The organism is Bacillus sp. JJ1474 (genome assembly GCF_036965225.1).
Taxonomy (GTDB): Bacteria; Bacillota; Bacilli; order Bacillales; family Cytobacillaceae; genus Cytobacillus.
In genome coordinates, this window is record NZ_JBALPC010000039.1 from 1,938 (window position 1) to 28,034 (window position 26,097).

Below are 26,097 nucleotides of genomic sequence, written 5' to 3' on the forward strand. Positions count from 1 at the left end.
ATGATTACGCTTCCGAAGCCTTCCTTGTCCTGTCGCATTGTCGACACTAGTACGTCCTGTACGGCGGGGGTAGGCGCTGGAGCTAGACAGAAAAAACTTGAGAAAATCTCAAGTTTTTTTATTGTATATCCTGCATAAACCGAAGGGTATCTATTTTCCATGCATCTGCATGTGAAAATCGCACTAAATATATGTTTCCATTAAAGCTTTTTCTTCCTTTATTACGAATGATCATATCTATTTCTACAGGTACTTCGATGTTTAATTCGTTAGTTAGATCCTCGACAGGTAAAATGGCCATCCTGTTCAAATTAATATTTTCAATCTTCTTGAGATTGCCTTTCCCTTTCGTTTCTTGCAGCGAAAAGGCAGATACGATGCTAGCATCCTGCTGTTTATACCCTGCTATATAAGCACTGATTATTTCATAAGGGTCCGCATTGCCAGCGTATTCCTTAAGCCTTCCGGCTGCTTTTAATATCATTAATTTATGCGATAGATCCATAAAGTTTGTCCGATGTGTCGTACTGCCATGAAAATGAATACAAAAGTGACCAGGAAAGTTATTCTGCAAAGCACCAGCACCGTGAGGCATCCCATGCATGGAGGCTGCAATCCATTGTCCTTTATGAATAACGATTATCGCTCTCCTCTTCCAGCTCCATTTTCCATTATAGATTTCCTTCATTATTTTTGTTTCATTTGATGTTAATGGCTGTACATCGGCATGATGACTGCCAGCTCTTCTTTGTACTTTAAACTTTTTACCTGATTCTACATCCATGACAGTGAACTTTGAGTACTTAGGCAAAATCTTATTTACCTGATCCCACGGGAGTATTTCGATTTGATGTCCCACCATGTTTTCATTTGCCTGAACATTTGTATCATAGGTACATGCAGATAAAAACAGTAGAAATGCAATGAAAAATTTCATTTTCTCCACTCAATTTCTTAGTTTAATTTCTTATTCCTCTAAGAAAGTCTTCCAAAAAATCGACCCATGTATTCATTTTCATACAAAAAATCGTGTTGATCACACGATTTGATTAGGAGCTTGATTCTTTTTTCTCTAATATTTCCAACTGGCTTTCTATCTCCTGCCAATTTATCTTTTCACCTATAAAAACTAAGTTAAGGGGCATATTCATATTTTCCTGCAAATAGACAGGCATGCCGTATGAAAATTGAAAGAGAAAAGGATATTTCGAATAAGAAAATTTAATATACCCTTTTATCCGGTACATCGTATCAGGAAGATTTCTTAAAAAGTTTTCAAATTCACCTTGATCCACCGGCTTTTCAAACTTATAAACATAAGAGCTTAACTTTAATTCCTTCTTTACATGGGAATTCGCCGGTTTATCTTTTGTACTAAATGACAAATTCTTTATATACTCGATAGGTACTTTTGAGAATGCAGTTAACACGGAAAAAGCATGAGAATTTAGTGCCTGTATTTCCATTGATAGTTTTGCTTGCTCTGCTTCAGTTAAGACATCAGTTTTGTTTAACAGAATTAAATCAGCGTGCCTGACTTGTTCCATTAATAATTGCTGTACTTGAGGACCCAATGTTTTCCTGTTAAGCCACCTCATACCGTCAACTACTGATATAATACCTTTTACATGGATTTTATCTGCGAATAACGGCGAGAGTACTGCATCTAATACCTCAACTGGGTGTGCCGCACCTGTTGCTTCTATATAAATAACCTCTGGTTTTTCAACCATTAGCAGCCCCTGAAGCTGAGCCTCTAACTTATCTTGAATGGAGCAGCAAATACATCCATCCAGCAGTTCTTTAAGTGGAACATCCTCTTCAATTGCGTCTGAATCAATTGATACCTTTCCAAGCTCATTCATCATGACTGCTACTTTTCGATTTTGCTTCTTTTCCTCGATTAATAACTGCTTTAATAAGGTTGTTTTCCCGCTGCCCAAAAACCCTGCCAATACATATATATCCGTCTTAATCATGTATCTTCCCGCTCTCTCCTATGATCCTCATATATTTCTACGATCATCTTTTGCAATTTCTTCTCTAAAGAACTCATGTTTAAATTTATTAAATAGCCTACAGGGTGAAACATTTCCATCTTGCATTTCCAAATAGGAATATAGCCATTAGGATAATATACCCCATTTTTTTCTACACCTATTTCTAAATAAGAGTTATAGCTATCTAAAAATAGATCTTCCTTTGACGCAGATTTTCCTTTTTTTTCACGTATAAGCTCAATCATTAACGATTCAGTCAGTATACGAAAATCGTCTTCATATTTTCCTTGAAGCTTTCTTCCTAAATTTTCGCACTGTTCCTCAATCCTAGCTACCTCTTGTCTAATCTGTTCATTTAGGTGAACAATTTGTTTCAAGAAATCACCTCTTCACACTATGCCTAAAGACACATTTTATCTGATTTTCTTGAACGTTACAATTGTAAAGACCCAGAAATAAGAAAACGGGCATGAGCCCGCTTTCTCATTTTTCATGTAAAAAATCCTTAATCGCTTCTTCATTTTCCATAAAATCCAATTGTAAAACAGATCCTGCATGCCGATATTGTTTATTTTCAAAACTGTTGGAAATGGGTACTCTTAATGTTTGAACATCATTAACCGGATTTAACAGAAAGCTGGCACCGAGAGAAAAGGCATCATCGAACTTCAAGTCTGTTTCTACATAATGCATCGTGTGCTTAATCATTTCTGGGAATTTTGCTATTCCATCAATCGTTGCAAATTGTTTAATGGCCTGATCCTTTAATGAAATGAGAACCTCCTGCTGTCTATTCACCCTTCCAAAATCACTCATTTCATCATGCCTAAATCTTACGAAGGAAAGAAGCTCTTCACCGTGAAGTTTTTGCTTTCCTGGCTTTACACTTAAATTCATATCGTCAATCATCGCTTGAGAAACCTCAACCTCAAGACCATCAGGGGCAATTGTGTTCATTATGCTAATAAATCCTTTAAAATCAATGACGGCAATATGATCAATGGTTACTCCAAAGTTTTGTTCAACCGTTTGTTTAAGCAAGTCCTTTCCTCCGAGAGAATATGCATGATTGAGCTTGCTATAGGTCAATGGATGAATTGGAATTTTCACATAACTATCTCTCATCAAGGAAACAAGTTTAATCTTTTTATTAACTGGCTCATACCGAGCAAGCATAATCGTATCAGAACGTGAATTTCCTTCTCTCCTGCTATCAACGCCAATTAATAAAAAATTCTTTGGCTCTTTTGCCATTTTTAATGGCTCTGGCGGTATAGATGGAATGTTTTTTTCAATTACTTTTTCTATAACATTCTTCGGTTTGGGAAGATCATCTTCTTTATGATTTCTTTCAGAGGAAAAGGATGTACACGCAGTTAGCCCACCACAAATGAGAAATAAAATGAACCATCGTTTAATCAACACATCACCTCTTTACATGGAGCATTTATTTATGATTTATTTTTTTAAAAAAATAAAGGGAGCAAAATCTTAGACTGCCTTAATTTAATTGTTGGATGGAAGCGATGTTTCTATACCCGGTGTGTTTTTCTAATGCAAAAAAGCACTTTCAGCTGAAAGTGCTTTTTACAAAATTATCGCAGATTAACGGGCAGTAAGACCCCCACTTCAAGAAGTTGAGTAAAACATAAATTTCTAAGTGGGGATCAACAGCCCGTAAAGGCCCGATTATTTGAACACAGTCTAAGAGCGCCACGTCCTGTGGCAACGTCTGTGTGACCCCACATCCTGTGGGCCGCAACTAACAATCAGTGGGGGATGAAAGAACCCCTCACTGATTGTAGTTTCACTTTATTTAGATCCTAGCTGTTGTTTCAATATTTCAGAAGCTTTTTGAATTTGCGTATCATTTTTATTTAGCTTTTCTCTGACCTTTTCCATTAATTTCAAAGTTGAACTTCCATCTAATACGCCGTTGACCTCAAGTTTTTCGGCCGTCTGGAATTTTTCTACTGCAGACTTTGTTTGTTCATCAAAGAATCCATCTTCTCTTCCTGGGTCAAAGCCAATGGCTTTAAGCATTTGCTGAGCAACCTTTACTTGTGCAGAGGAAGAGCTTAACTTTAATTCTTGATCTGGATCAATGACAGGTAATGAAGCATAATCAGGCAGTGTAACCTCATAATCAGGGTTAATTCCTTTTTTATGTATCCAATTACCATTCGGGGTTAACCATTTCTCGGTTGTAAATTTCAAATTAGATCCATCTGAAAAATCTTCTGCACGCTGCACCGTACCTTTGCCAAATGACTTTTCACCAACTAAAGATACATTTGCTGACTCTTTAACTGCACCAGCAAGAATTTCAGAAGCACTTGCGCTTCCTTTATCAATAACGACAACCAAAGGAATATTTGGATTTTTTGACCCTTTAGACTTAACTTCCTCTCGATTTCCATTTCGATCCTCGATTTGGAAGATCGTTTTCCCTTCAGGAACAAAAAGACTGGAAATCTCTATTGCCCGTTCTAAAAGACCGCCGGGATTATGCCTTAGATCAAGCACAATTCCCTTCATCCCTTTACTTTGTAATTCATTTAAGGTTTCGATTAATTCCTTTGTCGTGTTCTCGGAAAATGAAGTGATTTGGACCTTTGCAATCCCATCCTCCAGCATCTCGCCATAAACAGTCTCAATTGGAATCGTATCACGAATAATCGGAACAGATAATGCTTCCTCCATACCTGGTCTTTGAATGGACAGCTCTACCTTTGTCCCTTTTTTCCCTCTTATTAAAGTAACTGCCTCGGTGGCACTCATACCTTGAATACTTTTCCCATCAACGGATAGTACTTTATCATTCGGTTTTAAACCAGCCTTTTCAGCGGGAGAGCCTTTAATTGGAGTCACAATAACAATGAATCCGGCTTGTTCCTGAATTTCTGCACCGATGCCTTCAAAAGAAGAAGAAATGCTTTGATGGAAGCTTTTAGCCTCATCTACCGTCATATAATCCGAATATGGATCATCGAGTGCATCAACCATGCCATTGATGGCGCCATTGATTAATTTATCCTGATCAACCTCTTGAAAATAGGCATTGTTCAACGTATCAAATGCCGCATATAGTTTTTCAAATTCTTTACGATCAAAAGCACCCTTATCTACGGCCTTTTCACCGCCAAAAGGAAGTGCAAATGCTGTAATCCCTACTGATAAAAAGACAATAACAAACACGAGCATAACAAAATGGAAATTTTTCATACGAATAAAGCCTGATTGTTTAACCGGTGGTTCTTGATTGACATCTTTATCTTGCAAAACTTCTCACCACTTTCATAACCAAAAATTTCTCAGTGAAATCCTTAATGAATAGAATACCATTACTCCAATAAAAAGCACAAAGAAAATACATAAATGAAGAAAATTTATAAAAAAGAAGCCAGACATCTCGTCTGACCCCTCCTATATTTTCTTCACAATTTCAAAATATTCTTCTAATGTAAGCTGTTTTTCAAAAATAACAGCTGCTGCTTCGTTACCTACATACCGGAAATGCCAAGGTTCAAATTTATAACCGGTGATTTCTTCTTTCCCTTTAGGGTAACGAAGTATAAAACCAAATCGATGAGCATTTTCAGCTGCCCATTTTCCTTCCATCGTTTCACCAAATTCTTCTGATAACTCAAAGTTGGCACTTTGACTGGAGATATCCATAGCTAATCCCGTTTGATGTTCGCTGCTTCCTGGAATGGCTACCGCCTGTATAGCCTTTTCCTCTCCATATTTGATTACTTCTGCATCAAAAACGGCCCTCTGCCTATCAAATGAACGATATCCGGATACGGCAAATAAATGTATATCTTGCTTCTTTGCTTCTGTAAACATAGCTTCAAGCGCTTTAGCTGCTGCGTCCCGTAAATAGGCTTTTTCTATATCCTGTTCGCCGAACGAAAACATAACAGCTGGCATGATCAAATCCTCTGGGGCATACCCATCTGGAAGAGAATATTGTTTGTTTACTAAAACCATATGATTCGTTGGATTTTGAATGATCCGCTTTCCATCAACAGTCACTATCTCATTAAAATAATTTGCTTTAAGAGAAGGAATATCACTTTCCTGGCTGTCGTTCTTCTTGGCAGTTCCGCCTTCCTCTTCCTTAACCGTACCTTCCTCTGGCTGCTTGTTTTCTTCCAAAGCTGTCTCTTCCTTTTGTAAAAAAGGAATCTTCTCTAAATATGGCTGAAGCTGATTACAGCCTGCAAGCATAATGGAAGATAATGCAGTTAAAACAACAATCTTTTTCATTTTTTCACCTGTCTTTGATTACTTTTTCCGCCTATTATTTTAACATGAAAAAGAACTTTTTTCAGAGATTGTTTTGTACCATATATTTGAAAAAGAAAAGCGCAAGCACCTTGGTCACCCCCGACAAGCACAAGACGATCCTCACGGAAAGGTGAGCTCTACCTTTCAGGATTGGCTTGTGACCTCGAGGGGGTAGGTGCTCCCCCTAAAATCTATCGCTTTTACTCGTGCGATGATAATGCTGCCGAAGCGTTCCTTGTGGAGCTATACAAAAAAAAGAACCGGTTCAAAAAGCTAAACCAGTTCCATTCATTTATTATTCTTTTATCGCGGCTTCAAGAGCCACTTCGATCATTTCATTGAAGGTTGTTTGTCTTTCTTCAGCAGTTGTTTCCTCCCCGGTTAAAATATGATCGCTAACCGTTAAGACGGACAATGCGTTTCGATCAAATTTCGCCGCTAACGTATAAAGAGCTGATGTTTCCATCTCAATGGCCAAAATTTGATATTTTGCCCATTTTTCTAATTCAGAATTATCGTTGTAGAACATATCTGCTGTAAATACACTTCCGACTTTAAGCTGAAGACCTTTTTGCACTCCTGCTTCATAAGCACGTTTAAGTAAATCAAAATTAGCTGTAGGAGCATAATCGACTCCTCCAAATGTAATCCTATTCATTTGAGAATCTGTTGAAGCTGTCATTGCCAGGATCACATCCCGCACCTTTACATCCTTTTGAATAGCCCCACAAGTACCGACACGGATTAAATTTTGAACATTATAGCTTTGCATCAGTTCATTTATATAGATAGAAATCGATGGTACACCCATACCAGTTCCTTGAACAGAGATAGGATGGCCCTTGTATGTACCTGTATATCCAAACATATTTCGTACTTCATTATAGCATTTGGCATTTTCCAAAAATGTTTCAGCAATATATTTTGCACGTAAAGGATCCCCAGGTAAAAGGACTGTTTCAGCAACTTCATTTTCTTTCGCACCAATATGTATACTCATAAATTAAGCCTCCCAAATTTTCTCGAAGGGTAAAAATCCCTACCTCACTATACCATAATATATCCCAGCTTTAAAACGTTCTATTCCTCCAGCATTTTTTTTACGCTTACGGGAAAGCTATCTTTAGCCAAATCAGGAGGTGTTGATTAGTGGCACAGGAAAAAATGAGTAAAAAACTTAGACAGGCTGTTCAACACGCGAATGAAACAAACCCAACATCAAGATCAAATACAGAGCCTAATACATCAAAAACAGTTAAAACAATTAGTAAGAAATAGAGGGGAGCCTGCAAATGGGTAAAAAACATCGAAATCGAATCAATTCACCCAAAAAAAATAATCACATTCCGAAGGAAGCAATTATCGCTGAACAAGAAGCTCACGGTAAAGAATTCACTGCTCAAGGAAGGAAAAATGGTCCTGGTTCTAACATTGAATAAGGAGAGCATAGCTGCTCTCCCCTTCCTACCTAATATGAATACGATTAATCTCCTGCCAGCCTCCCGGTTTTAATTGAAAATAATATTGCCCTTTCCGCCCTTCATCAATATTCAAAATATCCCCTGTTGAAATAAATCTTCCATTAAAATCATTAGGTATTCGATCGTGAACATTAAATGTCGAAAAGACCGAATTGATGCATTCAACATGGTCCGATGCCTGCACAGTTAATCGGTAAACTTGTCGATATCCTTTATTTTGTCGAAATTCAGGCGTTTGGAATATCGTGACATCGTATTCCTTCCTTTTAACCCTAGTTAATTCTTTTAACATTTTTTATTCCTCCTCAAGAAATAATTTATTTCCCATGTATTGATAAGATGGAGTATTTTAAGTAAAATATAATAAAATATTCAAATATTTCTGATAAACATACACTTTCTATTAGATACTTCCTTTGTCGTTTCCTTCATCAAAAAAATACTACTTTTGTCGAACAAAGGATTATTTCTAAAGAAAGCGCTTACATTTCAGAAGATAGTTTCATATAATATAAAAACATGATAAAGGGGGCTTTGAAATGATCATAACTTCGCCTATTAAAAGACCTGTTTTAACCTGCATCTTTCTTGGTCTTTGGTTAGTGACTTCTAACCTATTTTATTATCTGCAGCCACTACACCCATTCAAGTCTATTGCTCATCGGGGTGCCTCCTATTATGCTCCTGAAAATACAATTGCTTCCTTTCAAAAAGCGGTTGATCTTGGTTTTGATTATATTGAGCTTGATGTAAGGCTAAGTAAGGATGAGCAATTAGTTGTTATTCATGATGAGGATGTAAAAAGGACGACTAACGGGGCAGGGTATATCGGTGATTTCACAGTGAAGGAATTGAAAATGCTTGATGCGGGATCATGGTTTTCGAAAGATTTCACGGATGAAAGGATTCCACTGCTTGAAGAAATACTCTATATCTTTGGTAAGAAAATTGGCATATTAATTGATGTAAAGTCTCCTGATAAACAGCCGGGAATGATAGATATTCTATCAAATATATTAAACGACCATATTAATAATGGGTTAGATCCGGAAACAGTAAAAGTTCAATCCTTTAACATTAACGAGCTGAAACAATTAAAGGAACTTGTGCCTGACATTGCAACTGGACTATTATTAAACAAGCCTTTAGATTTACTGCAATTGGCATCATATAGGCCTTATGCCTCCTTCCTATCCATTCATCACCAATTATTAACGAAAGCCTTTATTAATAAGGCACAATTATTAGGGTTTGATATTTTTTCCTGGACAATTAAAAAGCAGTACCAATTCCCAGTCATGCAGCGTTTAGGCGTACACGGCATTATATCTGACGAAGAATTTAGAAAGCCAAGCTATAAGTTTACTAGTTTTATTTCTCCCGTTATTAAAGAATAGTTAATTCAAAAAAAATAAGCCCTAATTTGAATCACAGGGCTCATTTTTTTGTATCAATTTATGAGTATTGCTGAATGATAGATTGAATTCTTTGCTGCATATTCGGTATATCCGCTCGGTTTACAGAGAACCGCACATGTGATTCATCTAGATTAAGTGCTTCGGAAAATAGGCTTCCTAATCCTCTTACTTTCCTGTCAACCTGCATTAATATTTCAATTTCATTGCTTGAAATTGGGAAAAAGGTAATTTCTAATTCATCCAAACGGCCTCGGAATGGACCAGAGGATGGGACGAATTCAAACTCTTGAATAAATGGTAATCTTCTACGGAATCGGCTAGATGCGTATTCACATTCTGCTTCCCTCAACCGAAAGCCTAAACTATTTATTGCTTGAAATACAGAATCCATAAGTTCATTAGGTACAACCCGAAGATAATCTTTATCTGTAGGATCAACTGCATTTTTAATATCCAGGCCTGTCGAAACCCATAACTTTGTCTTACCGATAGATAGTGGAGTATCTGATGGAATGATGAAGGAAAATGGGATTTCTTTACGTTCATTAGCCAGGAGATTAAATGATGCAGTAATTTGAAAACGGTCAATTAAACCTGTGACTGTGTACTTTTTATCATCTGACTCCTTCAAATAGGTTGTGTTAATTGACAAGTAAATAGCATCAATCTTTTGTTCTACATTTCCTCCCCGAATTTCAACAACCCCTCTAATTTCACCGCCTGGTGTAACTGTATCCTGAACTAGCTTCGTATCCACCTTTGCTGACCCAATTCCAACACTTGCCAAAACTTTATTAAAAAATGACATTCCATACTCCTCCTTTATTAAGTCGCTCAATCAAGAATAATACGAATCTCTTAATTTAAAGGTTTCATAAATATAAAAATTATTTCGGAAATCTTTATTTATCTACCTACATGATTGATAGGGTAATGATACAATAATTTTAATTGAACAAAATTTTCAATAAATTTCATTTTTTGATTGGGGATGATTTTTATTAACAAGAAGCTATTTATTACGCGAAAGCCTCCTCAGCATGTGTTAGATTACTTAAATGAGAACTTTCAAGTTGATATTTGGGATTCAGAGGATGAGGAAATACCAAGAGAGAAATTACTGGATATTATCCATCAATATGATGGTTTGCTTAGTTTACTTACTGAGAATATTGATAAGGAGGTGCTAGATCAAGGCAGCAATCTTAAGGTAATTAGCAATTTAGCTGTCGGCTATAATAATATTCAAATAGAGGAAGCTAGTTCTCGGGGAATCATAGTTACGAATACACCCGGTGTATTGACTGAAACAACGGCTGATCTTACATTTGCGCTTTTACTTGCAACTTCAAGAAGATTGATTGAAGCATCTAATAGCTTACGTGAAGGAAATTGGAAAACATGGTCACCAATGTATCTGACTGGAATGGATGTATACGGATCAAAATTAGGGATTATTGGTTTAGGTGAAATTGGAGCAGCTGTAGCCAGAAGAGCGAAAGGCTTTAATATGAACATATTATATTATAGCAGAACTCCTAAGCCGTTAGTAGAAGCCGAGCTTGGTATTCAATATGCTGACCTCGATACATTATTGCAAACATCAGATTTTGTTTGTGTACTTACACCCTTTACTAATCAAACTAAGAATATGATCACATTAAAAGAATTGAAACAAATGAAAAAGACCGCGATACTAATCAATACAGCGAGAGGCGGCATTGTAAACGAAGCGGATCTTGTACAAGCCTTATCAGAGGGAATGATTTGGGGTGCGGGACTAGATGTTTTTGAACAGGAGCCCATCCCAATTGATCATTCTTTATTGCAGTTCACTAATGTAGTTACTCTTCCTCATATCGGCAGTGCCAGTATTCAGACGAGGACGAAAATGTGGGAGCTTGCAGCGAGAAACTTAACAGATGGGTTACAAGGAAAAAAGCCTCCTAATCTTGTCAATCAAGAGGCCTATCAATCAAAGGAATAGATCATTCATTATGTAATACAATATAATCTTCGCTTTTAGCTAAAAATGACGAGAACTCTCGTCATTTTTTCTATATTAATCATGGTCAATTTCTTCATCGATAATGCACTTTTGCAATAAATAATCAAAAACGATATCTGCCAATTCCTCTAGTTCATTTTCAGCAGGCACATAACCTCTTCTTGTTAGCTCATGAAAGAAAAAATCTGCTATTTCCTCCGTATCAATAATAACCTCAATTTCTCTCACAGCACCGCCCCCTTTGTAGAGAATGTATGACGTTCTCCTAAAATTCATGCTAACATTAGTCATTTTCAAGTAAGCTTTTCCTTTAAATTAATTTTTCTCCTGACATTTTTATTGCTGACAAGCATATATATGTCCATAAGAAAAAGTTTTTGGTGCTAAATTCTATCATTGGAGGAGAAAAACTATGAGTATTTCCAGATTTGCGGCAGTCATTAAAGAGGATGTAAACAATGAAGAAAGCATCATTATTAAGTCGTACAGTCAAGTATTAAAAGTCATGTTTAAGATCATTCTATTTTTGGGTGTTCCATATATCGCCTATCTATTGTTCATTTTCGGTAATCAAAGCTAAACGGTGCTCTTTCCATCATTACTGGAAATCTGCTTTAGTTTTCTGACAATAATTCGCATGATATGTTTATAGTCTTCATCACGAAACATTTCATATAGAATTCGGTAGTCATTATATATATCTAATAAACCATCAATCAATAGTTTTCTTTCACGTATACTAGCCAGTATTTCTTTTTCAGTTTTTCGGAAATTGGAGGCCGCTCCTTTTTGTTCTAATGAATTAGGCAGTTTTTCTTTTTTATTCAGCAAATATAATAGCCCTAGCTTTTGGATGAAAGCATCCGCGCTTTCCGCATCAGCAACAATGGTTAATTCCTCTTCCCCTGCCTCAAGCCATTCACCATCACTGACTCTCGTGAGCTCATAAATAATATCCTCCCAAGCATCTTCCTTATAACGCCAAATTTCTGTCCTAAACCCTACAACCTTAAACAGATCCGATCCATAGCCTTTTACTTGAACTAAATCGCCAAAAAAGTACTTGTATTCTATATCAATATGCTCCTTCTCGATTAATTCTCCTTCAAACTCAGAGAGCATTTTGAGACTGGATTCCATAAAAAGACCTTCGCTTTTATTCACCTCATATACATACATTCCATCAAGCCATTTAACATCTGTAATTTTCCCAACTGTTCCATATATAGTGATCACGACTGTATCACCGATATTATATTTTGACTTTTTCCTATCGCTCATTTCCTCCATCCTTCCAGGTGTGAGTCGTGAAATTTAATTACAATATTATATGCAAGGATAGGAAAAATCGGTCCGTATATAGAAAAACTGATTAAAAATGAATAGAAAGCGGAAATGTCAAACAAATTGAAGGTGAACACAAAAAAAGGGCTACTCCTAAAGAGTTTCCCTGCCTATCCTTCTGATATTATATATAATTCCCATGCTTCATCAAAAACCGCCATTCCGTCCATGTATGCGCCATTTAACTCTAAATATAAGCTGATTTCATGATAATCTGATGATGTCTTTGGAAAGTCGTGATCTAAATATGCATGATTTGCAAAGTGGCTAATCCGATCCTTTGGTGATGGATGCCGATATTTCATTAAAAAATGATAAAAAGTTTTTGCCATTATAACCGCCTCTTTGGAAATAAAATGAATGATCTATTATTGTTATATATCGTATACATACTATACGCGAAAAACTGAGTTTTCGTCCATAGAAAAAGCAACCTAATATTAGGTTGCTTCTTCCTATGTGCATGTGAAGCTATAACATCTATGCTGACTAAGCAGTTACTGATAGCGTGATGATTTAGCTAATTCAGTCAGAATCCAAATAATATTAAACATTAATATCGCTACTGTAATCGGAACAGCTTGCAGCCAATTTTTTCCATATTTTTCTTTAATCACACCTGCATAAAATCCACAGAAAAATAAAGCAAACATAGCAACTGCAAGCATAAGCATTAAAGTTAGTTCCATCATTCTTCCTCCCTAAGTAAATGAATATCCCCTGTATTCATTATAAAGAGAGAGGAAACGAAGTTTGTGTATAAAACGTGAATTCTTTGTGAACTATGAGATAAATCACAATATTACGTTGAAAAATCAAAATAATTTCTTTTCAATAATCTAGGCTGCGCCATTAAATTTGTAAAAGTTGTTTCTTGGCCGATCTCTCTCGTATTGATCAGAAACAATTGGTCATCAATTTCTTTAATTAGCTGATCTGTTTGGTATTCCATCTGACAATCGTGACAAAAGACGGTAGGGACCTCACTAATTTTTATCGCTCTTGAACCATCGGGCAGCTCCCAATAAACATCCCCGTTTCCGGTTTTAATCTTTTCACTATCACACCAGGCACATGTTTCCTTCACTAAATTCCCCCCTTATTCGCTGACAATTGCTTTTATATCTGATTCAACAGGTTTTTGCTTCACTTGCTGTGCCATGAACTTCTTCTCTTTTAGATGATCCCGCTTTTCTCTTTTATTCTTTAATGATACGTGTGATGGATCATCCTCATATTTTTCCCGGCGCTCAAGTCGTACTAAGCCTTCAGGGACAAGGTTAAATTTCTGATCATTCATTAATGCAGCGATACCAACCTTTGATCGCTTCTCATCCATATCTGGATACACTTCCTTAAAGTATCCTTCTGCGCGACCCGGAACATAGTTCTCTGGTTCTGGATAAGTCGTAATAACTCCCTCAAAATTTCGGAGAACTACTTTATCTGCACTTTGTGATATTAAATAATTTGGCTGCAGGGCTATTTTTCCACCGCCTCCAGGAGCATCAACGACAAAGGTTGGAACGGCATAACCTGATGTATGCCCACGAAGACCTTCAATAATCTCTAGCCCCTTTGAAACAGGTGCACGGAAATGTCCGATTCCCTCAGACAAATCACATTGGTAAATATAATATGGACGGACCCTAATTTTTACGAGGTCGTGCATAAGTCTCTTCATAATTGGTACACTGTCATTTATTCCAGCGAGTATCACAGATTGATTTCCAACTGGTACACCAGCATTTGCCAGCATCTCACAGGCTCTTTTCGATTCTTCTGTTATTTCAATCGATGTATTGAAATGAGTATTTAGCCAGATTGGGTGGTATTTTTTCAAAATATTGCAGAGGTTTTCGGTAATTCTTTGCGGAAACACGACAGGCGCTCTTGTTCCAATTCGAATAATTTCAACATGATCAATTTCGCGCAGGTTTCTTAAAATATATTCCAATATATTATCATTAATCAAAAGCCCATCACCGCCAGAAATGAGAACATCTCTAACCTGTGGGGTATTTCTAATATAGTCTATCGCTTCATCCAGCTGTTTTTTAGGAACACCCATTCCAATCTGTCCGGAAAAACGGCGTCTCGTACAATAGCGGCAATACATGGAGCATTGATTGGTCACAAGGAAGAGAACACGGTCTGGATAACGATGCGTTAGTCCGGGAACTGGGGAGTCTTCATCTTCATGGAGCGGATCCTCCAGGTCATATTTCGTCTTGTAAATTTCCTGTGAAATGGGTACTGATTGCATCCGAATCGGGCAGCGGGGATCATCTGGATTCATTAATGAAGCATAGTAAGGAGTAATATTCAAGGGAATAGTCTTAGTTGAAATTCTCACTCCTTCTTCTTCAGCAGGGGTTAGATTAATAACTTTCTTTAAATCATCAACCGTACGAACAGTATTTGTTAATTGCCATAACCAATCGTTCCATTGCTCTTCAGTTACATCCTTCCAAAGCTCAATATCCTTCCAATGGCGACCAGGCTTATATAAAAATGATTTCATCGTACTCCTCCTCAAAAATTTCTTATTAACAAAACATGCAAGTACTGTGCCAAATTATTAAATCCTTATACAATTTATGCCTAATTGGCTTAATAGGTCCTGTATTATTAAAGCTTAGAGCTATGGATTTTTTTTGAGAGGGCATTTTTCAGCAAAGAGGCCAAGAAAAAAATGCCGATAATCCGGCATTCATTGAGGATATGGTTAAAGCTGGTGAACCTTGTTTATTTCGAGCTTTATCATCTTGTATTGTAGGGTCTGTCTGGGAATTTCCAAGAGCTTTGCAGCCTGTTTAACATTCCCATCTGATTTCTTAAGAGCATCCATAATAAGCTTTTCTTCAAGCTTCTGCAAATTATCTCTTAAGGATAAGCTGTGATTTTTTTCGTCTATTTTCAACGTGCGGAAGTGTTGCTTCATCATCACAGGGAGGTCATCCGTGGTTAGCAAATCTCCTTCACATACATTCATCATGTATTCAATGGCATGCTTAAATTCCCTAACATTCCCCGGCCATTTATAGGCAAGGAATCGTTCAAGAACTTGATTGTCCGCACCTTTAACTGTTTTCTTTAATACCTTATTAAAGAATGAAACAAAGTGGTCGAGCAGATATATGATATCTTCTTTCCTTTCCCTTAATGGAGGCAACCTGAAGGTTAAAACATTTAATCGATAGAAAAGATCATCCCTTATTTGCTGACTCTCCATAGCCTTTTGAGGATGAATATTCATCGCTGCAATAATTCGAACATCAACAAAGGTACTCGCTGTACTTCCAACCCTTCTCACATGCCCATCTTCCAAAACACGGAGAAGCTTTGCTTGGAGTTCAATAGGCATTGTATGAATTTCATCTAAAAAAAGCGTGCCTCCATCTGCAAGCTCAAACAAACCAGAACGGTCAACAGCACCTGTATAACTGCCTTTAGAAGTACCGAATAATATGCTTTCCAGCAATGATTCCGGAATGGCCGCACAGTTCTGAGCAATAAATGGCCCATTGGCTCTTAAAGATGCATGGTGAATTCCTTGTACAAATAGCTCCTTCCCACAACCGCTTTCACCAAATACCATGATGGGAGAGTCTGATTTTGCCAGCTTCTTAGCCTCATGTTTAACTTCAATAAGCTCATGACTCACAGTTATTAGATTGTCTAGTGTGTATTGCGTGCTGCTAGAAGATTTTCTTTTACTCTTCGCAGCAGACTTCATCTTTTTCTGTAAATCAATTAAGCTCTCAGAAAGGAGCTTTAGTCTGGAATAATCTTTTGCAATTTCAACTGCACCAACCGTTTTCCCATTTACTCTAATAGGCAATGTTGTATTTATCGTATCGATTTGGTGGCCATGTGCATTAACATATGACTGTGATTGATTATAAATGGGCTTATTTGTTTTGATTACTTTTAATAGTGTACTTGTTTGCTCAGTTAATGAAGGAAATGCTGTTAACAGCGGCTTTCCTAATACTTCATCTACATTCATTCCATCATGCTTCGCGGCAATTTCATTATAATAAATGGTCTTCCCGTCTATATCTACTACATGAATTCCCTCATCTATTCCATTCAAAATTGCAGAGAGAACCTCTCTTGATTTCACATGTATTTCAGTGATTCTCATCCCCTCCCCGCTAATATATATGAGCATGTGCCTAAAATTAGTCATTTTGATGCCGAAAATCTGGCATTTACAATTTACAACACCCGAGAATCATATGAAATTCATCTATTTAGAGAAAGGTCCTTTACCCATACATTCATATCCTCAAGCTTGTCGAAAATATAGCAATTATTTGTAAGCCTGCCCCTATAGCAGTAGCCAAGCTGATGAAGTGCTGCATTCATTCCGAATGATAAAGCCCTGGCAATCGAATAGGCACAGTACACCCCATTTGCTTTCAATTCTATTTCAAGCTTTTCTAATAAAATTTTCATGAGACCATGCTTTCGATGTTGAGGCAATGTCGCACAATCGGTTAATTCTGCATTTTTGTAAAAGTCATTCACTTCAGCCGAGGCAGCACTTACAATCTTGCCATTGAACAGGAAGCCATAATAGATTGTTCCTTCTTTCATCGTTTCAATAATATAATTTGGATCATTAAGCGGTGTTGGATAAATTTGAAATACTTCTTGATAAAGGGCTGCAAGAGTTTCTGCATCATCTGAGCTGAGCTTCTTAAGAATATATTCCTGTGGTGGTTTCACTGATTTTAAGTATTGTTCAAGCTTCATGACGTTTTCTGTTATGGAATCTTCTTTTAGCCAGTGAACGCTTGTCCTTCTCTCGGTTGTATAATATTTGCAGAAAAAAAACATATCAGAGCCCAGAAAATAGCGGTCAATCATCGCTTCACACGAATAACCGTACATAATCAGCAAGGGGAATTGTTCTCTTCTTCCTTTCAGAATCAATTTTTCCACTTGCAGCTCTTTTGCCATTTCTTCAGCTTTTGCCATTCCTTGTGAAATATCTCCATATAAATCGTCTACACGAATTCGTTTATTAAACAAATCAACATACACCTTCATCGTATAATTCTCTTTTTTAATCAATTGCACTTCAGCAATTGATTCCATAATACATTCCTCATTTCTAATAAAGGGGCCCCACCCCCGGCCCCTTTATAAATAATTTTTTATGCCATTTCCTCGTAAACCCCACACCAATTAATGATCGATAAGGCAATGATTTCCGCAGCTTCAAACATATCGTCAATGGAAATATACTCATTTACATCATGGGCAGCCGCGGTGACCCCTGGACCAAATACAACGACAGGCGTGTTACCTACAACCGAAAGGATTCCGCCATCTGTTCCCCATGGAGATGCCTCAATAATCGGCATTGTCGTTTTTACTTGTTCAAATGCTGCCGAAATTGTTTCCATTAGAGGATGATTTTCATCTAAATTTCCTGGCAGCCATCTGCCGCCAAACCACTCAACTTTCGGCCGATTTTCATTTAGCCACTGATCTTTCTTAACCAATTCCTCTAAGGCATCTGCCAGCTCCTTCTCAGCATCCTCCATTTGTTCATGAGGGGCAACACCCATTCTTCCTTCAATGATCGCAATATCAGGGACAGAGGATGGCCATTCTCCGCTGTGAATTTTTCCAATATTAATAGGAATAGGGATAGGAATATGCTGATAAAGGGGGTCTAATATTTTCTCATTTCTTCTTTTCTCCAATTCTTGTAATTTTTGAATGACAAGCACCATTTTCTCTATCGCACTTACTCCTTCATATCTAGTTCCACCATGAGCTGAACGTCCTTTTACTGTGATGCGAAACCACATGGATCCTTGCTGTTTTGGAAACAGCTTCATATTTGTCGGCTCAGGGATAATGGCGCCATCAGCCTGGTACCCTCTTAACACAGCTGCCAGAGTTCCAGCCCCGCCGCTTTCTTCTTCAATTACACTTTGAAAAATTACATCCCCTTTAAGCTGTATCTCAAGATTGATTATGGCCTCTATAGCGAGAAGCAGTGCCACAGAGCCCCCCTTCATATCAGTCGATCCCCTGCCATATAATTTTCCATTTTCGATGTGGCCACTAAAAGGGTCATGAATCCAATCATTCCGGTCCCCCTCTGGAACTACATCGATATGTCCATTTAATATGAGTGACCTTCCTCCGCCAGATCCTTTAAGGACCCCAATCACGTTTGGATTTCCTGTAAAATCCTTTCGATCAGAACAGAATTTAGGGTGATTCATTACCTGTTCATCGCCTATTTCCCAAATATCAACTAGAAGACCGAGCTCTCTGCACTTTTCAATGATGATCGCCTGAGCTCTGCTTTCATTTCCGCGAATGCTGCCTTCCTGGACAAGTCTTTGAAGAAGATATATCCCTTTTTTTCGATTCCTGTTCAGCCATTCCTTTATTCCTCCTTGCATCCCACCGCTCCTCTCTATGCTACCAAATTCTGCTTGTTTTTGTTAATCTATGAATCTAAGGTGATCGCTTATTTGAAATTCACAGCCAGTTTTTGCTTTTATTTCATTAATTGTATATGGTGAGAATATTTCGGTTAACACTAACCCCTCTGCCGTCACTTGAAAGGCAGCCATCTCTGTAATAATGATGTTAACACAGCTTGAAGAGGTTAATGGAAGGGAGCATTTCTTCACTATTTTCGCTTTTCCATGCTTATCCGTATGACTCATTACAACAATCACTTTTTTGGCCTTTTGGGCGAGTTCCATTGCCCCGCCCATTCCAGGAACCTTCTTACCAGGAACGATCCAATTGGCTAAATCGCCTTTTTCGCTTACTTCTAGTGATCCTAAGATGGTCATATCCACTCTTCCTCGTCTGATCATGCCAAAGGAAATAGCACTATCACAATAGGATGCACCTTCGATAACGGTCACTGGAAACCCGCCAGCATTACAAAGATTCTCATCCTCCTCCCCTTTTATTGGGCTTGGCCCCATACCAGTGATGCCATTTTCCGCATGAAAAATAACGTTCATTTGTTCAGGCAAATAATTAGGGACAAGGGATGGAATGCCAATACCTAGATTCACGACCATTCCATCTTTAATCTCCTCTGCTGCGCGCTTAGCAATTCTATTGCGAATATCTATTCCCATGCCCATTTCCAATTCACTCCTTTTGAAGGAACAATATAATCAACAAAAACTCCTGGTGTTACCACTTCATCTGGATCTAGGCTTCCAACAGGGACAATTTCCTCCACCTCGGCAATGGTTATGTCTCCTGCCATTGCGACAAGGGGATTTGTATTACGTGCACTTTTATCGTAGATGAGATTTCCGAACGAGTCGGCTTTCTTTGCAAATACTATGGATACATCACCGGTTAATGCTGTTTCGACTAGATATTGTTTATTGCCGAGAATGATTTTCTGCTTATTGCTGGATACCATTTCATTATCCATCCCAATATCTGATAAAATTCCACCTAATCCCACTCCACCAGCTCTTATTCTCTCTGCAAGAATTCCTTGTGGAGAAAATTCAACCTCTAGTTTTCCTTCTGTCATTAATTGTCCAGCAACTGGATTTGATCCAATATGAGAAGCAATAATTTTCCGAGCTCTCCCTTGGCTAACAATTTTACCTATCCCAATATGAGGAAATCCAGTATCATTCCCAATCAATGTAAGATTTCTTATTCCCTTCTCTAGAATCCCATCGATAATCGTTGGAGGAGAGCCTATTCCTCCGAATCCGCCAAACAAGATGGTCATTCCATCAGTGAAATACTCTAATGCTGCTTCGATCGAAATTATTTTTTTGAAGGAATTATCCATTACTTGCCCCCTCCTCAGTTGATAAATATTGTTCAGCAAACGATTCAAAAGTGATTTGTAAACGCTTTAGTAATTCATCTATTTCTTGGAAAGTAATCGTAAGAGGAGGTGCAATTAAAACGGCATCCCCATTCATTCCATCAATGCCTGCACCTGCCGGATAGATAATCAACCCACAAATTTGCGCAAGCTGGATTAATTTTTGCGTAAATAGAAGGGATCGCGGGAAAGGCGTTTTATCTTCTAGATTTTGGACAAATTCCAACCCGATCATAAGCCCTTTTCCACGAATATCTCCAATAAACGGGAACTTTTCTTGTAATTTAGCAAGTTTTTCTATTAAGTAATTACCCTTTTGATCAACCTCTTTAATAATTTCGTTTTTATCTAAGTATTCAAGAACAGCTAGGGAAACTGCACATGACTGGGGGTTTGCACTTAAAGTATGTCCGCTCATGACGATTTTTGAACCAGAGAGGATGGGCTCCATCACCCGTTCGCTTACTAACGCAGCTGCAATTGGGGCATACCCGGCACCCATTCCTTTTCCTAATGCAACAATATCTGGCTCGATGCCCCAATGCTCACAGGCTAACATAGCACCCGTTCTGCCAAAGCCGGTCATCACTTCATCCGCAATAAAAAGAATCCCGTTTCTATCACAAATTTCTTTAATGACCTGATAATAGCCTTTTGGAGGGGTAATAGCAGCACCAGAAGCTCCAATGATCGGTTCAGCAATAAAGGCTGCAATATGTTCGGCGCCTATACGTTTTATCACTGTATCAAGCTCATGTGCACAAACATACCCGCAATCTGGCGCCTCTCGATTATATGGACAGCGATAACAATAGGGAGGATGAATAACTGGAAAATCTTCAAGAAGCGGAATAAATCTTGCCCTTCTGCCTGTATGCCCCGACATGGATAAGGCTCCTAAAGTAATCCCGTGATAGCTCATCCATCTTGATAATACCTTTGTCTTTGTGTGGATTCCCTTTTCTTGCCAATATTGAATAGCAATTTTCATTGCTGTCTCCGTTGCCTCTGAACCGCTATTTACAAAGAAACACCAGTTTAAGTCACCAATCGTTTGTTCGGCAATTTTTCGTGCAAGTTTTTCGGCAGCATCACTTGTAAACTGTGACCGATAGACAAATGAAACCCGCTTAGCCTGCTCATGCATGGCATCAATTATTTCCTTTACCCCATGACCGATATTTGCTGTAATGGCTCCAGATGATGCATCCAAATATTCCTTCCCATCTTGATCGTATAAGTATATTCCTTTGCCATAATCAATGACTGGATATATATTCTCCAGCACTGGCTTAATTAAATTGGACTTAATCATAAGCCCTCCCCCTTCATCAACTTGAGAAAGCAATTTCTTACCTTTAGGACAATACTAGATTATATGAGAAGAATGTTTGAATCTTTCATGGAGAAAACGAAAATAAAATAGGCAGATAGAAACAGGGAGGTAAAATAAAAAAAGACCGCTCCGAATCCGAAGACAGTCTTGAATATATTAGATGTCTTAACAAAAACTAAAACAGCTGGCACCGATGATGATTAATAGAATAAACAACACAACAATTAAGGCAAAGCCTCCACCAAAGCCACATCCGCCTACTGGTCCAGCAAAGGCACCCCCTACTGGATATCCATAACCAGGATAACCAGTTTCATAAGCACCAGCTACTGGATATCCGGCTCCAGGATAGCAAGGATCTGCACCAAAGCCACTTCCATAATACATATTCCTTCACTCCTCATCTTTTTTAAGGCATTTTTCCATATTACCTTATGAATTGGGAGCTTGACCTGTACGGGTATTTGCCTATTTTTTCAAAGTTACACATAAGAATAAAAGAATTGCCTCAAATATGCAAAAGAGACCTCATAAACTGAGATCTCATTATCTAACCATTAATACATTTTCTTTTTTGAATTTTTCATGCTTATGTTTATGCTTTTCCAGCGTTTCTTCTCTTCCAGCTGTGCCCGCTGATCTTGTTTTCTTTCTAAATAAGCCAATTCCCGTTGCAGCTTTTTATAGCTCGCAAGACGATTGCTATCGAGCAACCCATTATTAATAGCAAGTGCAACAGCACATCCAGGCTCTCGAGTATGGCTGCAGTCTCGATACTTACATTGCTCTGCTATCTCTTCAATATCTGTAAAGCTTTCCAACAATCCATCAGCACTTTCCCAAAGCTGAAGCTCCCTCATTCCCGGGGTATCGATTAACACTGTTCCACCTGGCAGCAGAACTAACTCTCGGTGGGTTGTCGTATGCCGTCCTTTATCATCATCTTCACGAATATCCTGTACCTTTTGCTTTTCATCACCTAACAGATAATTCGTTAAGGTTGATTTTCCAACACCTGATGAGCCGAGCAGTGCAATAGATTTTCCTGGGAGAAGATAAGGCTGTAGACCTTCAATTCCTTTTTCCTCCAGCACACTAACCGAAACAATCGGTACACCCATTGCAATACCTTCTACTTCAGAAAACTTTCCTTCAACATCATCACATAAATCAGCTTTCGTTAAAACAATAACTGGATTTGCACCGCTTTCCCATGATAAAAGCAAATATCTTTCGATTCTGCGTAAATTTAAATCATCATTTAAAGAATTTACAAGAAAGATTGTATCCACATTCGTAGCGACAATTTGCTCTTCTGTATTTTCACCGGCTGCTTTTCTTGAAAATTTACTTTTTCTTGGCATCACCTTATGAATGGTGCCACGACCTTCATCATGACGAGCTTTCAAAACGACCCAATCTCCAACTGCAGGGTAATCTTCTCTAGAGGCTGCCATATAAGCAAACTTTCCAGCCACTTCACACAATAATTCGCCTTTCTCCGTCCAAACCCGATACATTCTTTTATGTTCAAGTGAAACGCGTCCTACTGAATAGCCCTCTATTTTGTATGCTTCAAATTCCTTTTCAAAAAAATCATTAAAACCAATTAAATTTAAATTCAAGTTTTCTTCCTCCATGCAAATAAAATATAAAAAAACCATAGGCACCACAGCCCATGGTTTAATAAGCATAGAAAAAGAACATTCCTATCACATTAAACAGAATTAGATTGGGCTGTGCAAATATTAGAAACAATGAGATTGCTTACAATTAATAATTTTGTCATTGCACTTCACCCGCCTTTCATCTAATTAATTTTATTATATGGAACTTCTAACCATTTGTAAAGTGTTTTTACATCCAAAATTGGTTATGCCTAAATGATTGTTAAATAACAAGGAGATGACACCAACCTATGCCCTTTCGCATAAGTTATAGACGTATACACATCTAGATAGGAGCGAGGGGTATGTCTCGAAATCAAAATTATCATGATTTTTTACAAAAGGCTAGTTATTATGACCTGCTTGCAAATTATTATAAATATATAAATCCTTCCAACCACATTGCTTATTATCAAAAGCATTTGCACTATATGAATATGGCAGCTCAAATGATGCGTACTCATACATTGCCCAACCAACAAGATAGAAACGTTCTAGGAAGAGTGCGTTTCATCCATGCTTCCATTGATGCCCCTAATGTAGATATCTATATTGATGGCATTCGGATATTAAAGGATTTCTCCCATAAAGAAGTAAGTAATTACCTTTCTTTGCCTGCAGGCAAACATCAAATTGATATTTATCCAACAGGCAATATGGTTTCGACCGTCCTTAGCCGAAAAGTAACGATTGAGCAAGGAAAACATTATACCTTAATTCCTTCTGGGCATGTAAAGAATCTGAAGTGGCTTGCCCTAGAGGACGACCCACGTGTGCCTAGAGGTGAAACAAAGATTAGATTCATTCATCTTTCTCCGGATGCACCTGCCTTAGATATCGCTGTTAAGGATAGGGATGTTATCTTTTCTAATATATCCTTCCGTAAACATACAAGCTATATTAGACTGACTCCTGCGACAGTGGACCTCGAAGCAAGAATTGCTGGGTCCTCTAATATTGCCCTGCCAATTCCACAACTACAATTAAAGCCCAACAAGGCATATTCCATCCTTATCGTTGGTTCCATTACGAGCGAACCCGGACTTGAAGTTGTCATCGTTAAAAATTAAAAAAGCATAATGCAAAGGTAGACCTGCCTTTGCATTATACTTTTTGATCGATTATTATTACTTGATCGGTACGAGCAGCGTGAAACGAATATCATCATTTTTCAAATCGAATTCATCAACCTTTACATGAATATCGCTTTTCAATTTCATTGTTTGTAATGAAACATAGATTCTTTCCTCGTTTGGCTGTATGGTAACCCAATTGGGCACTTTATATTTCTCCTTTACAAACTTTAAAACATAAGATACTGGCAATTGAAGCTGACCGACTGATATTGACTTCTGCTGTAGAAGAATATCCCCATTATCTAAAGCAATCGGTTCAAATGTAAGCTTCATTTGTATTTCTTGACTAAATACTGGAACAGACCCATACAACTCAACTTCATTATCTAAGAAAATTTGGTAATCAATTGGCCCCGTTAATCCTTCCTTATCAAGATAATGGTTGATTACTTGATTTAAGTCAGCCTTATCTGTTTGAATTCTAAATGGCACATGTGCATTTAAATCAATGTCTTGTGGTGAATAATGATCATCTTCAACAGGAGAATTGACAACCACCAATAACACTGCGATGACCATTATGTTAATCACTAATAAAAGGAAAAAGAGTTTTTTCCATTTTTGTTCCTTCAATTTCAATTCTCTCCATTCCCCACTGTGTAAAATCTTTCTGATAGCTTAGTTAAAGCTTCTTCTTTCAACTTATCATAAACACGGCCAGCAATAAGTTCATAGCCTTTATCATTTGGATGGAAATAATCTGTAAAGAGTAAATCCTCCGCATTTTTTTGAAAAAGATCATCAATTTCTACAAAAAACGTATTTGGATATTTTTCAAGGATTTCTTTACTCTCAGTATTCCATTCATCAACAATCTCATTAATTTCATTAATATTAGCAAACCAAGTAAAGAACGGATTATATAATCCAACCAAAACAACAAGGCTACTAGGGTTTTCCTTTCGAATCTTGAAGAGCGTATCAACCAAATTATCTTTAAATAGTTGATTTTGTTTTTGAAAGGCCTTCAAATTTAAACTTGAAAAGTTTTCATGGACGACCTTCATCATATCATTTCCGCCTATTGTTACAATGACGATATCTGCTTCTCCAATTGCAGTCTTTATCTTATTTGAATCTAGTCTTTTTAAGAGCTGATCTGAACGATTGCCTTTGACACCAAAATTATAAAAATGAGCATCACTTATTCCCTTATCTTCCTCTAATTTTTCTTTTAAGTATGGAATATAGCCACCTCTATTTGTACTGTCCCCTACACCTTCAGTTAGTGAGTCTCCAGCAGAAACAATTGTGATGTCATGGGGAATAAAATCCTCAGCCGGCATATTTTTTGCCGTCAGGACGGTTTGTTTTGCTTGATTTAGTTTACCAATTTCCGAAGAGGATTGAATATTGCATGAAGCAAGAATTAGTATGCTCATAATGAACATGGGGAATATGAATCTCATGTATTCACCCGCCTTTTTAAAATCGTAGACATCCTTCAGGTGGGGGTACGTCTATTTACCGTATTGATTATTATAACACGTTCATCTATATTCATGACAAAAAAAATAGACCTATGAAAGGTCTATTGTAAAGTCTTAATGTCATTA

Annotated in this window: 31 protein-coding genes; 6 read left to right on the plus strand and 25 right to left on the minus strand. The window is 37.6% G+C overall.

Going from position 1 to position 26,097, the window contains the following annotated elements; genetic code table 11:
- Positions 1-118 precede the first annotated feature (118 nt).
- The 7 genes from V7164_RS06160 to deoD form a co-directional block, all read right to left on the minus strand.
- Positions 119-937 (minus strand): hypothetical protein, encoded by an 819-nt coding sequence (locus V7164_RS06160; RefSeq protein WP_335353654.1) that lies wholly within the window; start codon positions 935-937, stop codon positions 119-121.
- A gap of 112 nt (positions 938-1,049) precedes the next feature.
- Complete coding sequence (locus V7164_RS06165) at positions 1,050-1,979, minus strand: CobW family GTP-binding protein (protein WP_335353655.1); 930 nt, start codon at positions 1,977-1,979, stop codon at positions 1,050-1,052.
- Positions 1,976-2,377 (minus strand): hypothetical protein, encoded by a 402-nt coding sequence (locus V7164_RS06170; protein ID WP_335353656.1) that lies wholly within the window; start codon positions 2,375-2,377, stop codon positions 1,976-1,978. Before V7164_RS06170 ends, V7164_RS06165 begins: the two co-directional genes overlap by 4 nt.
- 106 nt (positions 2,378-2,483) lie before the next feature.
- Entirely contained in the window at positions 2,484-3,425 is a 942-nt protein-coding gene (locus V7164_RS06175; RefSeq protein WP_438824016.1) for an LCP family protein, read from the minus strand.
- A gap of 387 nt (positions 3,426-3,812) precedes the next feature.
- Positions 3,813-5,225, minus strand: coding sequence for a S41 family peptidase (locus V7164_RS06180; protein ID WP_438824018.1), 1,413 nt, complete (start codon positions 5,223-5,225; stop codon positions 3,813-3,815).
- Between the two features lie 201 nt (positions 5,226-5,426).
- Positions 5,427-6,272, minus strand: a complete 846-nt coding sequence (locus V7164_RS06185) for a M15 family metallopeptidase (protein ID WP_335353659.1) — start codon at positions 6,270-6,272, stop codon at positions 5,427-5,429.
- A gap of 316 nt (positions 6,273-6,588) precedes the next feature.
- Positions 6,589-7,293, minus strand: coding sequence for a purine-nucleoside phosphorylase (deoD, locus tag V7164_RS06190; protein WP_335353660.1), 705 nt, complete (start codon positions 7,291-7,293; stop codon positions 6,589-6,591).
- A 149-nt stretch (positions 7,294-7,442) separates the two neighbouring features.
- Between deoD and V7164_RS06195 the strand changes: the two genes are divergently transcribed.
- Complete coding sequence (locus tag V7164_RS06195) at positions 7,443-7,571, plus strand: hypothetical protein (RefSeq protein ID WP_335348419.1); 129 nt, start codon at positions 7,443-7,445, stop codon at positions 7,569-7,571.
- Positions 7,572-7,585: 14 nt separating this feature from the next.
- On the plus strand, positions 7,586-7,732 hold the full coding sequence (locus tag V7164_RS06200; RefSeq protein ID WP_197414494.1) for a hypothetical protein: 147 nt from the start codon (positions 7,586-7,588) through the stop codon (positions 7,730-7,732).
- A gap of 25 nt (positions 7,733-7,757) precedes the next feature.
- On the opposite strand, the gene V7164_RS06205 is transcribed toward V7164_RS06200, so the two are convergent.
- The gene (locus V7164_RS06205) at positions 7,758-8,066 is read right to left on the minus strand and encodes a YodL domain-containing protein (RefSeq protein WP_335353661.1); all 309 of its coding nucleotides are present in this window, start codon (positions 8,064-8,066) and stop codon (positions 7,758-7,760) included.
- A 247-nt stretch (positions 8,067-8,313) separates the two neighbouring features.
- On the opposite strand from V7164_RS06205, the gene V7164_RS06210 reads away from it, so the two are divergent.
- Complete coding sequence (locus V7164_RS06210; protein ID WP_335353662.1) at positions 8,314-9,171, plus strand: glycerophosphodiester phosphodiesterase; 858 nt, start codon at positions 8,314-8,316, stop codon at positions 9,169-9,171.
- Between the two features lie 58 nt (positions 9,172-9,229).
- Here V7164_RS06210 and V7164_RS06215 read toward each other — a convergent pair whose 3' ends face one another.
- Positions 9,230-10,000 carry a sporulation protein gene (locus V7164_RS06215; RefSeq protein ID WP_335353663.1) on the minus strand — a complete coding sequence of 257 codons (771 nt, stop codon included), beginning with the start codon at positions 9,998-10,000 and terminating at the stop codon, positions 9,230-9,232.
- A gap of 183 nt (positions 10,001-10,183) precedes the next feature.
- Between V7164_RS06215 and V7164_RS06220 the strand changes: the two genes are divergently transcribed.
- A complete protein-coding gene (locus V7164_RS06220) occupies positions 10,184-11,179 on the plus strand; it encodes a 2-hydroxyacid dehydrogenase (protein ID WP_335353664.1) in 996 nt (331 codons plus the stop codon).
- A gap of 75 nt (positions 11,180-11,254) precedes the next feature.
- Here V7164_RS06220 and V7164_RS06225 read toward each other — a convergent pair whose 3' ends face one another.
- Positions 11,255-11,428, minus strand: a complete 174-nt coding sequence (locus V7164_RS06225) for a YozD family protein (RefSeq protein ID WP_335353665.1) — start codon at positions 11,426-11,428, stop codon at positions 11,255-11,257.
- A gap of 184 nt (positions 11,429-11,612) precedes the next feature.
- Here V7164_RS06225 and V7164_RS06230 point away from each other — a divergent pair, with 184 nt between their 5' ends.
- Complete coding sequence (locus tag V7164_RS06230) at positions 11,613-11,780, plus strand: hypothetical protein (RefSeq protein WP_335353666.1); 168 nt, start codon at positions 11,613-11,615, stop codon at positions 11,778-11,780.
- On the opposite strand, the gene V7164_RS06235 is transcribed toward V7164_RS06230, so the two are convergent.
- The 13 genes from V7164_RS06235 to rsgA form a co-directional block, all read right to left on the minus strand.
- Positions 11,777-12,481 (minus strand): hypothetical protein, encoded by a 705-nt coding sequence (locus tag V7164_RS06235; RefSeq protein ID WP_335353667.1) that lies wholly within the window; start codon positions 12,479-12,481, stop codon positions 11,777-11,779. The genes V7164_RS06230 and V7164_RS06235 overlap by 4 nt on opposite strands.
- A 173-nt stretch (positions 12,482-12,654) precedes the next feature.
- Positions 12,655-12,876, minus strand: a complete 222-nt coding sequence (locus V7164_RS06240; protein WP_335353668.1) for a YozE family protein — start codon at positions 12,874-12,876, stop codon at positions 12,655-12,657.
- 165 nt (positions 12,877-13,041) lie between these two features.
- Complete coding sequence (locus V7164_RS06245) at positions 13,042-13,236, minus strand: hypothetical protein (protein WP_335353669.1); 195 nt, start codon at positions 13,234-13,236, stop codon at positions 13,042-13,044.
- Positions 13,237-13,346: 110 nt separating this feature from the next.
- Positions 13,347-13,631 carry a YokU family protein gene (locus tag V7164_RS06250; protein WP_335353670.1) on the minus strand — a complete coding sequence of 95 codons (285 nt, stop codon included), beginning with the start codon at positions 13,629-13,631 and terminating at the stop codon, positions 13,347-13,349.
- Positions 13,632-13,643: 12 nt separating this feature from the next.
- Positions 13,644-15,068 carry a lysine 2,3-aminomutase gene (gene ablA / locus V7164_RS06255; protein ID WP_335353671.1) on the minus strand — a complete coding sequence of 475 codons (1,425 nt, stop codon included), beginning with the start codon at positions 15,066-15,068 and terminating at the stop codon, positions 13,644-13,646.
- A 204-nt stretch (positions 15,069-15,272) separates the two neighbouring features.
- Entirely contained in the window at positions 15,273-16,694 is a 1,422-nt protein-coding gene (locus V7164_RS06260; RefSeq protein ID WP_335347572.1) for a sigma-54 interaction domain-containing protein, read from the minus strand.
- Positions 16,695-16,795: 101 nt separating this feature from the next.
- The gene (gene ablB / locus V7164_RS06265; RefSeq protein WP_335347573.1) at positions 16,796-17,653 is read right to left on the minus strand and encodes a putative beta-lysine N-acetyltransferase; all 858 of its coding nucleotides are present in this window, start codon (positions 17,651-17,653) and stop codon (positions 16,796-16,798) included.
- Positions 17,654-17,712: 59 nt separating this feature from the next.
- Positions 17,713-18,981, minus strand: a complete 1,269-nt coding sequence (locus tag V7164_RS06270; RefSeq protein WP_335347574.1) for a peptidase — start codon at positions 18,979-18,981, stop codon at positions 17,713-17,715.
- A 42-nt stretch (positions 18,982-19,023) separates the two neighbouring features.
- Positions 19,024-19,686, minus strand: a complete 663-nt coding sequence (locus V7164_RS06275; RefSeq protein WP_335347575.1) for a 3-oxoacid CoA-transferase subunit B — start codon at positions 19,684-19,686, stop codon at positions 19,024-19,026.
- Positions 19,671-20,363: a CoA transferase subunit A gene (locus V7164_RS06280; RefSeq protein WP_335347576.1), complete on the minus strand. Its 693-nt coding sequence runs from the start codon at positions 20,361-20,363 to the stop codon at positions 19,671-19,673. Before V7164_RS06280 ends, V7164_RS06275 begins: the two co-directional genes overlap by 16 nt.
- Positions 20,356-21,717, minus strand: coding sequence for an aspartate aminotransferase family protein (locus V7164_RS06285; protein ID WP_335347577.1), 1,362 nt, complete (start codon positions 21,715-21,717; stop codon positions 20,356-20,358). Before V7164_RS06285 ends, V7164_RS06280 begins: the two co-directional genes overlap by 8 nt.
- A 186-nt stretch (positions 21,718-21,903) precedes the next feature.
- Positions 21,904-22,125, minus strand: a complete 222-nt coding sequence (locus V7164_RS06290; protein WP_335347578.1) for a YjcZ family sporulation protein — start codon at positions 22,123-22,125, stop codon at positions 21,904-21,906.
- Between the two features lie 170 nt (positions 22,126-22,295).
- Positions 22,296-23,363, minus strand: a complete 1,068-nt coding sequence (gene rsgA / locus V7164_RS06295) for a ribosome small subunit-dependent GTPase A (RefSeq protein WP_335353672.1) — start codon at positions 23,361-23,363, stop codon at positions 22,296-22,298.
- 347 nt (positions 23,364-23,710) lie between these two features.
- Between rsgA and V7164_RS06300 the strand changes: the two genes are divergently transcribed.
- Positions 23,711-24,475, plus strand: a complete 765-nt coding sequence (locus V7164_RS06300) for a DUF4397 domain-containing protein (RefSeq protein ID WP_335347579.1) — start codon at positions 23,711-23,713, stop codon at positions 24,473-24,475.
- Positions 24,476-24,532: 57 nt separating this feature from the next.
- Here V7164_RS06300 and V7164_RS06305 read toward each other — a convergent pair whose 3' ends face one another.
- A complete protein-coding gene (locus V7164_RS06305) occupies positions 24,533-25,114 on the minus strand; it encodes a YpmS family protein (protein WP_335347580.1) in 582 nt (193 codons plus the stop codon).
- Between the two features lie 2 nt (positions 25,115-25,116).
- Positions 25,117-25,950, minus strand: coding sequence for an SGNH/GDSL hydrolase family protein (locus V7164_RS06310; RefSeq protein WP_335347581.1), 834 nt, complete (start codon positions 25,948-25,950; stop codon positions 25,117-25,119).
- Between the last annotated feature and the right edge of the window lie 147 nt (positions 25,951-26,097).